This window comes from Streptomyces hygroscopicus, from assembly GCF_026168105.1.
GTDB lineage: Bacteria > Actinomycetota > Actinomycetes > Streptomycetales > Streptomycetaceae > Streptomyces > Streptomyces hygroscopicus_D.
The window spans coordinates 1-10,366 of sequence record NZ_LBMW01000098.1; the positions used below are offsets into that span (position 1 = coordinate 1).

A 10,366-nucleotide genomic window follows, 5' to 3' on the forward strand; every position below is an offset into this window, starting at 1 on the left:
AAGAGGACCGCCCGCACGCTCTAACGAGAGGCTTCATAAGCCCAGCTCTTCACAGGCGTGACGGCCCTCCCCGCTCGAACACCCCGGTGCCTCGATCCGACGCCTCGGGGATCCTTGGAAAGGAATTAGGTCGCGTGGTTCAAATCCCGCCCCCGCTACGATCGAAGGGTCCGGCAGCAGCCGGGCCCTTCCCCGTTTTCATCGGCTGCTGGCACCCTGGGGCTGGGTGAGGGCTCCGCAGCTGTGCCCATTCGATGCCGAGCTGCCGCAGTGCCGGCGCGTGCGTCGAGTCGGCGTTGGCCCCCGGCGGCCGTCCTGGTCCGCGACACCAAATGCCGTGAACGGGCTCGCGTACAGCTCGCAGAGCCTGCCTGGCAGCACTGCGTCAACTGGACCAAGACACTGTCTACCAGGCAACGGCACCAACACGCCCTCGCGGCACAGCGATCGAGTGTCCCCAACATCACGGGGAAACTTCACGCCCGCCTGCGGGCAGCACGCTGGGCACTCATGGTGCGAGTGCGCGCGTTCGACCTAAGCTCACAGCTCGTGGACTGGACTACACCCGTAAGTACCCTTATCGGACCGGGCCACTGCACAGGGTCGGTCTCCGCCTCGGCATAGCGCCCAGCCTTGAACAGGGCCACGGCCTTGACCAAGGGGGACATCGTCTTCTGCCCGGCGTCAGTTCGGTCGCGGCGCCGGAAGAATTTCATGCCCGGAGCATACGGATGCTGCGCACGCACGTTCTGCGAACGGGGGTTGGTTGGCCAGCCCCCTGTCGTTGCCGGGTCAGGCAGGCAGCGCGAACTCGCACCACACGCAACGCGGACGGCATTCGCGGTGGTGCAGCGGACGGAGCGTGAACTCGTGACCGCTCGCACTTTAGCGATTCCTTACCTTGTGATGGCCATTCACATCTTCTCCTTGATCGTTAGTGGTGGCTATGCTCCGGTCGTTTCGCATGGGGTGGAGCAAGCCGGGCGCCGGCACACCGGTTCGCCCTGCCGGAGCGCGGTGGCCCTCCCGTCCCGGGGCTGGCGTTCGCCATGCTCCACGACCTCGTACTGGAGGACCCGGGTGGCTCAACGCCCGCTCATACATGGCTCGATAGCCGTGGCTGCCGCTTTCACCATGGTCTCGGGCTTTGCCTGCTTCACCGCGCCTGTGGCGTTTGCGGCCCCGTCGGCCGAGACGGTCATTCCGGCGGCCATGTCCTACGCTCCGCCGCAGGACCTGGTCTATTTCGCGGGGCCCGGCGGGTTCCTGCACCGGCCGTCGGGAAGGTCCGCCGACGTCTGGACGTCGTATTCAGGAGGCCCCGATACTCCTGTGCCGGGGGCTCACCGGTCCTGGCCAGGTGGGGCGGGAGGAGGCTCCGACGTCGTCGCCAGCTACACGACTACCGGCGTCCAGCTTCAGGACATGGACACCGGCACGGTGACCACGATCGTCCGGCCCAGCGGGCAGGTCTACGTGGGAACCTTCGGTTCACATGTCATCACGTATTCAAAGGCGGCGGACGGAACCTTCTCCGTCCACATCCTCGGCATGGTGAGCGGGCAGCTGACGGACACCCCTGTCACCGGCTGGCCTGCCGCGCCGGTCGGCGCACCGACGCTGATGGCTGGGGACGCCAACTCTGTGGTCGTGGAGTACAACGACGGCACGGGCACCCGTCTCGGCCTGGTGGACCTGGCAAGCGCTCAGCTGACGCCGATCTTCGGCTCCGTGCCCCGTGGTGTCAGCGCGGTGATGAGCGACAAGTACGTCGGGTGGTACCTGAACGGTTACACAAGTCTTCATCTGCTGTCCCGGTCCGACCTCACCGGGTCTGAGACCACCGTCCAGATCCCGCTGACGACCAGCTCCACGTCCGGCAGCTATCAGACGGGCGTGCGCCATCTCGCGATCACCGGCGACAAGCTGCTGATCATCTACAACTGGTTCAACTACCCGGACCCGACCGACCACGAGTTGGGTGCCCCCTTGTACCAGATGCCGCTGACCGGCGGAACGCCCAGCCCGATCATCGACCACGTGTACATCGACACGCTCGCTCCCGCCCCCAACGGTGCCGTCGCACTCGGCGGGTCCTCGCTGGCCGACTGGGGCGCCCGTCAGGTGACGTCCGGCCCGGACGGAACACCGACGCAGACCGTTGTGTATCCCGATCCGGGAGGTCCCGCACCCATCGGCGGAATATCCCTGGCCGACGGCCAGCTCACCACGATCGAGAACGGCGGGGAACCGGCCGGGAACGTCTTCGCCCGGACCATTCAGCTCGGGAGCACGCCGTCCTACGGACCGCACACGGCGTTCGGGTCGGCCCTCGAACCGAGCGACTGCACCTCGGCCACTTACTGCGCGCCGCAGATGGGTACCGGCGACGGCCGGATCTCTCAGTTGGTTTCCGGTGACATGGTGTCGGTCCAGGACGGCAACGCCTATTCCGAGGTATCTCCCAACGCAATGGGCGGCAGCCTCGTCGACTCCGACGGCCGGTACGTCGTCTATGACAGCAGTTCCACCGGGAAGCAGTACATCGGTGACACGACGCTGAGCAGCGCCTCCAAGGTGCTGTTCACGCGCCCAGCCACCGGGGCGGCCCTGTCGGAGTCCACTCTGTGGGCCGCGAACCCCACCACCGCTGGGGCGATCGACGCGATCGAGCTGACGAGCCAGAAGACGATGCGGACCGTCAACACCGGGGCTCCGTGCGTCCCCAGCGAACTACAGGTCGCCGCAGGCCGGTGGATCTACTGGTCGTGCGGGACCTCCGGCCCGGCCGGGGTCTACGACCTGACCCAGAACACCGAGGTCTCCGTTGCGTCGTCAGGGCCCGCGCAACTTGGCGACGGCTTTGTCGTCGAGCACGACACGACCGCCGGGAAGCTGGAGTTGACCGACGTCCACACCGGCACGGCCGTCACCAGCGATCTGGCCGATCTGCCGGTCGGCCCCGTCACCGACGACCGGCGCGTGACGTGGACGGTGGACCGGTACAGCGGCGGCGGGGTCGCATACCTCGACGCGCACAACAACATCCACATCGTCGACCCGCACATCCCCGCCTCCACCGGGTCCGGCAACCTCATGCTGCCGGGCCAGCGCCTGAACCCCGGTCAGAGCATCACCAGCAGCAGCATGAGGCTGGTCATGCAGAGCGACGGCAACCTGGTGGCCTACCTCAGGGCAGGTGGCAACGGGGCACCGGCCATCTGGTCCACCAAGACCCACGGCCATCCCGGCGCCTACGCGGTCATGCAGAGCGACGGAAACCTCGTCGTCTACCGCCAGGGCGGCGGCCCGGGCACCGGCGGCGCGCTGTGGTCCACGCACACCTACGGCCACACCGGTGGATACGCCGACCTCCAGGGCGACGGGAACCTCGTCGTCCACCGCCAGGCCACCACCGACTACACGCTGTGGTCCAGCGGCTCGAAAGCGATGCCTCAGACCATCCGCTCCGGCCAGAGCCTGCAGCCCACCTGGTGGACGCAGGGGCAGCACACCTTCCTGGTCATGCAGCCCGACGGCAACCTCGTCATGTACCGCAAACGGGACGGCGCGGCCATCTGGTCCACCAGGACTTACGGTCATCCCGGCGCCTACGCGGTCATGCAGAGCGACGGAAACCTCGTCGTCTACCGCCAGGGCGGCGGCTCCAACACGGGCGGAGCGCTCTGGTCCACCAAGACGTACGGTCATCCCGGCGCCTGCGCGATCATGCAGGATGACGGCAACTTGGTGATCTACAAGAGCGGCGGCGGGCCGACGGCGGGCGGCGCACTCTGGGCCACCAACACCTGGCGCAGCGCCTCCTGACCGCCTTGAGCCCGAAACAGCGTCATCCGCCCGATGAGACCATCGGGCGGATGACGGGTGCGCCGAGCAGCTCAAGGGGCTTCCTCCCCTCTCATGCGGCTGGAGCCTGTGCCTCGGGACTGGCCTGCCCCGATCGGCTCCTTCCGCGGCCGCGTCTCCGCCGTCCGCTCCTTCTACGCCCACTGCGAGGACAACGACGCCGCCGCCCGCGCGACGTACAAGGCACTGTCACGTTGGCTGAAGGCGTGGAATGATCTTCGGGTTGATTGTGATGGAGGGGGATCGTCGGCGGGGAGCGCACCGCTGTCGTACAGGGGGCACCGGTACCCGGTGGAGGTGATCTCCCACTGCGCCGATGCAGCGCTCACCAGGGCCTGCCGCGGACATCGCGGAGATCGTGCGCCGGCTCCGAAGGGCCACCTGGGAGAGGCTGCTCGTGGTGCCGGGTTCCTCGACTGTCTACGGGTGGGGTCGCCGTGGACAAGCCGGAACCGGAATTGGCCTTGACCGCAGCGTGCTGCGGTCAAGGCCAATTCTTCATTCGCGGTCAGCCGGATCTGAACCAGCAGATGTCGATGAAATCACTCGGGTCATCACGCATTGCCATTTCTTTGGTAATGCGATTCAACACCTCACCTTTGGGCATATTCCACGGGGTGAGATCCTCGTCGGAATTGGAGCTCGGATCCCCAACCTTCACTCCCCGTTCGATCATATCTGAGATGAGTTTCAGAGTGGCTTGCTGAATCTGGGATTCCGTACTTCCCGATCCGGCGATATTTTCGGCGGCGTCCCGAACGATGTCGAAGTAGACCAGTGACTCGCGTGCGTAATTCACGAGATAGTCGAGCTCCTCGCCGTACGCCTCAGCCGACAGCATCCGAATCCTCCTAGTGCTTCGCATGGTACCGCTTGAACCCGAGCTCCTTCCCCACGTCCCCGGTGAGGTCGATTGTGTAGTCGCTCTGGCCGCCCGAACTGCTGAAGTTGCGGTAGTTTACATTGCCGCCTTCGAACTCCCAGATCTCGACCGTACCTTTCCCGGCCACCTCCTTGACCCTGTCCGGGTCACCGAACTGCTGCCGAATGTCGTGGGCCATCTTCTGGAGTTCTTCCGGGGTAACGATTTGCACACCCTTGCTGTCCTCGTACCCCAGAGGCTTTCCCTCGGGCAGGAGAATATCCTTCGCCTTCCCGAGTTTAGCGACCCGCGAGGCTTCGACAGCGGCTTCGACTCCCTCCTCGACCTTCTTGGCTGCCTTGAGTTCGCCGGCGGCGGGGATGACGACCATGGCGGCGGAGGCGCATTTGCCGAGGGTGGGGTTCTTGATGCAGTCCTTGATGTCGTTGAGGCCGAGGAGTTCCCAGGTGATGGCGGTCAGGGTCGGGTCGGGTGGGGTGGTGTCGATGACGAAGTCGCCGGGGGCGAGTGCGCAGGGCAGGAATCCTGCGATTTCGTGGTTGGGGCTGGGGGTGCAGACTCTGGGCTTCTTCTTCTTCGCCTCTGCTTCGGCCTTGCGTGCCTCTTCGGCCTTGCGTCGGGCGTCGGCTTCCTCGGCCCGGCGCTTGTCCATCGTGATCTGCCAGGCCTGCGTGGCCTGGGCTTGGGCTTCCTGGGCACTCTTGCCGGCTGCCACGGCGGAGTCGTGGGCGTCGGCTGCCGACTGATTGGCCTGCTGGGCGGAGGTGCGGGCGTAGTTGACGTTGAACTCGGCCTGGGCGGCGGATTCGGTGGCGTTGTCGGCGTCGCGGTCGGCGGCGTCGGCGGCGTTGCGGGCGGTGGCTGCGGACTGTGCGGCCTGGTGGGCGGAGTTCTCGGCGCTGGTGGCGGCGACGTCGGCGTCGTGGGCGTAGCCCTGGGCCTGCTTGTACGAGTTGGCTGCCTGGGCGGCTGCTTTCTGGGCGTCGGCTGCGGCCTTGTGGGCGTCGGCTGCGGCCTTGGCGGCGAGCCAGCTGTTCTGGCGGGCCTTGGCGGCGATGCCGGATGCTTCGGCGATCAGGCGCTGCATCTGGGCGTTGTGGGTGGCGGCGAGTTTGTCCTTGCGGTCGGCCATGTACTGGCCGACCTGGAGGAAGTCGTGCAGTTCGTCGGCGGGGCCGGACAGGGCGATCTTGGCGGCTGCCTTGACCTCCGGGCCGCCGTCGTTGACCAGCTTGGAGGCGGCGACGCGTTCGTCGTCATTGCGGGGGCCGTACTGGCCGTTGGCGATGAAGGCGGCCAGCGTCCGGGGGTCGTTGGCGGCCAGGGCGGCCTTGGAGGCTTCCTTGACACCGGGACCGCCGGCGTTGTTGAGCTGGGAGACCGTCACCCGCAGGTCGGTGTCGGCCACCGTGTACTGGCCGGTGGTGTAGAAGTCGGCGATCTGCTGGTCGCTGCCCTTGAGCGCGTCGGTGGCGGCGGTGCGCACGACCTCGTAGGGGCTGTCGGTGCTGAGTTCGAAGACCTTCTCGCGGATCTCCTGCGTCTTGGCGTCGTGCCAGCCGGTGCGCAGGTATTCGATGACGTCGTCGTCGGTGCCGGACAGGGCCCGGGTGGCCGCTTCCTGACTGAAGGGGCCCAGGTCCTTGAGTGCCTTCAGGGCAAGCTCGCGGCCCTTGACAGCGAGGGCTTTGGTGTCCGCATCGGGCCCGGCGGCCTGGGCGGCCAGGGCTTGCGCGGTGTCGTCCAGGCCCCGGGCGTCCGCCAGGTTGGCGGCGGCTTGGGAAGTGAGCTCGTCGGTCTGGTCCTTGCGGGTCCTGGCGCGTTCGATCGCGGCGTTGGTGCGGGTGGTGAGGTCTTCGGCCTCGCTCTTGCGGGCGATGTCGTACACCTTCTTGGCGGTCGCCACCGCCAGGTCGGCGGTATCGGCGGCCTTCTTGGCGGCGTCGGCATGCTGGTCGGCCTGTTTGGCGGCGTCCGCCGCCTGACCGGCGTGCTTGGCCGCGTCCTCTGCGGCGTCTGCCGCCTTGTTGGCATGGTCGGCGGCGGAATTGGCCGCGTCCCGTGCGGCGTAGGCGGCATCCGCGGACTCCTCGGCCAGCCCTTGGGCGGCGTTGGCCGCCCGGTTGGCCTCCGCCGCGTGCCGGCGGGTCTCCGCAGCCGCCTGCGCGGCCTCCTCGGAGTGCACCCCAGCCGCGTCCGCAGCGGTGTTCGCCTCATCCGCCGCGTCCGCAGCGGCATTGGCGTCCGCGCTCGCGGACAGCGAGTCCGCGGCGGCGGCCTTTGCGGCCCGGGAGGCGTCCCCGGCCGCCTGGGCCGCCTGCGCCGACTTGGCGGCAAGCAGTGCCGTCGCCCGTGCGTTGGCCGCGGCGTTCTTCGCGTCCTGGGCCTTGCCCGCATCACCGGCCGCAGCCGTGGCGGCGTTGTAGGCCCGCGAGGCGGCATCCGCCGCGGCCGCAGCGGCACTGGCGGTCTGCGCGGCGGCAGCGGCAGCGACCCGAGCGGACTCGTTCGCCGCGTTCGCCGCACCGATGGCCTCCTGCGCAGCACCAGCAGCGGATCGCGCGGCATCCGCCGCCTGCCGTGCCCGCGCCGCGGCCAACTCGGAGTCGCCCTTCGCGGCTTGGGTCTCCTTTGCTGCCCGCTGCGCGTCCTCCTTGGCCAGAGCGGACGCCGCCTTGGCCCGTGCGGATGCCGCCCTGGCGGCCTCGGTCGCGGCCTGCGCCCGCACCCCGGCTTTCTGCGCCTGGTCGGTGAGCTGCTGGATGGTGGCGTGTTCCTGGTCCTTGTTGCGGGCCACGAACTGCCCGACCTCCAGGAACTCCACCACATCGTCCGGGGTGCCCTGCAGGGCGAGTTTGCCGGCTGCCTTCACCGCCGGCCCGCCATCATTGATGATCTGCGAGACCTCGACCCGGTCGTCGGTCTCCCGCGCCTCGTACTGACCGGCCTTCAAGAACTGCGCGACATCATCCGGGCTGCCCTTCAGAGCCGCCATGCCGGCCTGCTTCACCCCCGGGCCACCGAAGTTGATGACCCGCGAGGCCTCCACCCGCTGGTCCTCCTGCAGCGGGGCCTTCCAGCCCCCCATGAGGAAAGCGCGCACGGCACCCGCGTCGGGGGACTTCAGCGCGTTCTTGGCCGCCTCCTGCACAGCAGGACCGCCGACGTTGACGATGCGGCTGGCATCGACGCGGTCATCGTCGTTCTGGATGCTGTCCCGCTCGGCAAGGAACGCCTTCACGTCGTCGTCCGAACCCGTAAGGGCCTTCTCCGCCGCCGTCTTGACACCCGCGCCGCCGGTCCTCCACAAGTCGACGACCAGAGCGCGGTCGGACAGCGTGTTGGAGTCATCGTCCGCGGAGGCCGGCCCGGCGCCGAGCAGGCCGACGGCGAGCGTGATCGGCAGCAGGACGGCGCACGCGCCGCGCAGGCCCGGTATCCAATCCGAGCCTCCTGCCGTGGTGTTCTTGGATGGCGCTCCTGGTGAGCGCAAAGGCCGCTTCACAGGCCCATTCCCCCTGAGAAATATGTGAGATCTGTCATAGGTCGGCAGATATACGGGAGCAGCTGGTCGAGGGCTGCACACCCGTCGGCAGAAAGCAGTGACCGCTACAGCAGAGCGACCTTGTCGTCGCATCGAGCGCACTGCCCGCCACACCGTCATCTGCGGCCTGCCGCAGTAGTTCTGACGACGTGCCAGTAGCATCCTATGCACACACCAGGCACGCGAAGCTCACAGGTACTTCACGGCTGTGCCGTACCACCACGGGGGAAGGAAGCACTTTGATACCCACTGGCCGAAGGCTCATCATGGCGGGCGTTGCCGGGGCACTGGCGATCAGCGCCGCAGTGGCGACCCTGACCGCCGCACACGCCGCCCCGGGGGATCCCTCGCCCACCGCCTCCCCCACGGCCACTTCGTCCGATGACACGATGCCCTCGGCTGTGGAGGACTTCGCCTACCCGGGAGCGGCGAAGATCTTCCAGGAGAAGCAGATCCTGCTCAAGCGGGGTGACGGGCACATCCTGCTGACCGACTGCAAGTCCACCCACGCGATCATGGTGGAATCGCGGACCGCCCAGAAGCAGTTCTGCTTCGCGGTCAGCGGCAAGCAGGGCGAGCTGACCCTGGAGCTGCCCGATGCCTACGGCATCTGGACCCAGGACCACCCCGTCGAGGCCAAGGTCAAAAACGGCGAGAAGGAAACCGTCGTCGAAGCCGCGAAGAACGACTACAAACCCATCGGCGAGTCGGTCACCACCGGCAAGCCCTCCATCCTCGTCGAGCTCCGCGTCACCGGCTGAACCGGCCCTTCTCGCACCGGCTCACCGCGTGGCGTCGTCAAGTTGTTGATTCGGCAGCCAAGGGTTGTCCCGTAAATGATCTTCGGCGTGGTGAGGGTGCGGACGGCCGCTGCGGGGACGCGTTGTCTGTCCGGTGAGGTTTAGGTTGTGCAGGCGGGCGACGCCGCGCATGGCGTGGTGAACTCCTTCTCCCTTGAGGCGGCAGTCCCGCAGGATCTTCCAGCACTTCATGCGGGCGAAGACGTGCTCGACGCGGGCTCTGACCTGCTTGTGGGAGGTGTTGTGTGCGACTTTCCAGTCGGGCAGTTCCTCACCCGTGCGGCGGCGGTGGGGCATGACCAGGCCGGTGCCCGGATAACCGCCGTCCGCGATCGTCATCGTGTTGCCGACTGCGTCCTTGGCGCCGGATTCCTCCCATGCCTTGCAGTCATTGCGGTTGCCGGGCAGGGGCCGGCCGACCACAACGACCAAGCGGCTGTCGGCGTCGATGACGACCTGATGGTTGGTGGAGTACCGGTAGTTCTTGGACTGCTCGGCAATCGTGTGGTCGCGGGTAGGGACCAGGGTGCCGTCCACGATGAGCACGGTGTCCTTGCGGAACCGCTGACGCGGTTGGAGCGCGAGTAGCGGCCCGAGCTGGGCGATAACGCGGTCCGCGGCGGACTTCTTGATCACCCCAGCCACAGCAAGATCATCTCACCGTGGCCCAGTAGTTGAGGAACGATCCTTAGTTGATGATTTCGGCGCGGTCATCCATGAGGATTGCAGCCAGCCGGTCTCGCCACACCTGGAGAGCTTCGGGTGTCTGTCGCGTCCAGTCGGTGACCTCGCCAACGATCCGGAGCGGTTCCCTGCTGCGATAGGAGCGGGTGGGGTTGCCAGGGAACTTCTTGTCGGTGACGTTTGGATCGTTCTCGAACTCCCCGGTCGGTTCGACGACGTACACTCGCGGGGCTCCGTCGCCTGCGGCGAGTTCGGCGGCGAGTCCCGCGCCGTCGCGCAACGCGGTGAAGTAGATGTGGTTCATCACGATTTCGGGCCGGTAGTTGGAACGGAAACCGGCGGTGAGGTGATCTCCGACCCGCAGCTCGGCCTTTGTGCCGTGAAAGAACGGCCCCTCGTCCAATGCCTCGTCCATCGCCACAGGTTATCAACCCAGGCTGTCGTGACGGCCGGCTATCCAGGACGGCTCGGACGCCGTGATCACACTAGCCACAGCAAGATCATTTGACCCTGGTCGGTAGTTACAGGACAACCCTTAGCTTGACTCTGAAGCTTCTATAGATCGTCAAGCCGTAGGAGACGGCGCGG

General features: G+C 67.2%; 5 protein-coding genes and 1 pseudogene. 2 read left to right on the forward strand and 4 right to left on the reverse strand.

The genetic code is table 11. From position 1 onward, the window contains the following. Positions 1 to 1,425: 1,425 nt before the first annotated feature. The gene (locus tag AAW14_RS38505) at positions 1,426 to 3,828 is read left to right on the forward strand and encodes a hypothetical protein (RefSeq protein ID WP_265569129.1); all 2,403 of its coding nucleotides are present in this window, start codon (positions 1,426 to 1,428) and stop codon (positions 3,826 to 3,828) included. A 547-nt stretch (positions 3,829 to 4,375) separates the two neighbouring features. Here AAW14_RS38505 and AAW14_RS38510 read toward each other — a convergent pair. Together AAW14_RS38510 and AAW14_RS38515 are read right to left on the reverse strand one after the other, a co-directional pair. Then, positions 4,376 to 4,708 carry a hypothetical protein gene (locus AAW14_RS38510; RefSeq protein WP_265569130.1) on the reverse strand — a complete coding sequence of 111 codons (333 nt, stop codon included), beginning with the start codon at positions 4,706 to 4,708 and terminating at the stop codon, positions 4,376 to 4,378. A gap of 10 nt (positions 4,709 to 4,718) precedes the next feature. After that, the gene (locus tag AAW14_RS38515; RefSeq protein WP_265569131.1) at positions 4,719 to 8,255 is read right to left on the reverse strand and encodes an ALF repeat-containing protein; all 3,537 of its coding nucleotides are present in this window, start codon (positions 8,253 to 8,255) and stop codon (positions 4,719 to 4,721) included. A 305-nt stretch (positions 8,256 to 8,560) separates the two neighbouring features. Here AAW14_RS38515 and AAW14_RS38520 point away from each other — a divergent pair, with 305 nt between their 5' ends. Further along, positions 8,561 to 9,055 (forward strand): hypothetical protein, encoded by a 495-nt coding sequence (locus AAW14_RS38520; RefSeq protein WP_265569132.1) that lies wholly within the window; start codon positions 8,561 to 8,563, stop codon positions 9,053 to 9,055. A gap of 21 nt (positions 9,056 to 9,076) precedes the next feature. Here the strand turns inward: AAW14_RS38520 and AAW14_RS38525 are convergent. Further along, positions 9,077 to 9,727 (reverse strand): annotated as a pseudogene (locus tag AAW14_RS38525) (transposase); the annotation flags it as partial. Between the two features lie 55 nt (positions 9,728 to 9,782). Then, positions 9,783 to 10,193 (reverse strand): NAD(+)--rifampin ADP-ribosyltransferase, encoded by a 411-nt coding sequence (arr, locus tag AAW14_RS38530; protein WP_265569133.1) that lies wholly within the window; start codon positions 10,191 to 10,193, stop codon positions 9,783 to 9,785. Positions 10,194 to 10,366 lie beyond the last annotated feature (173 nt).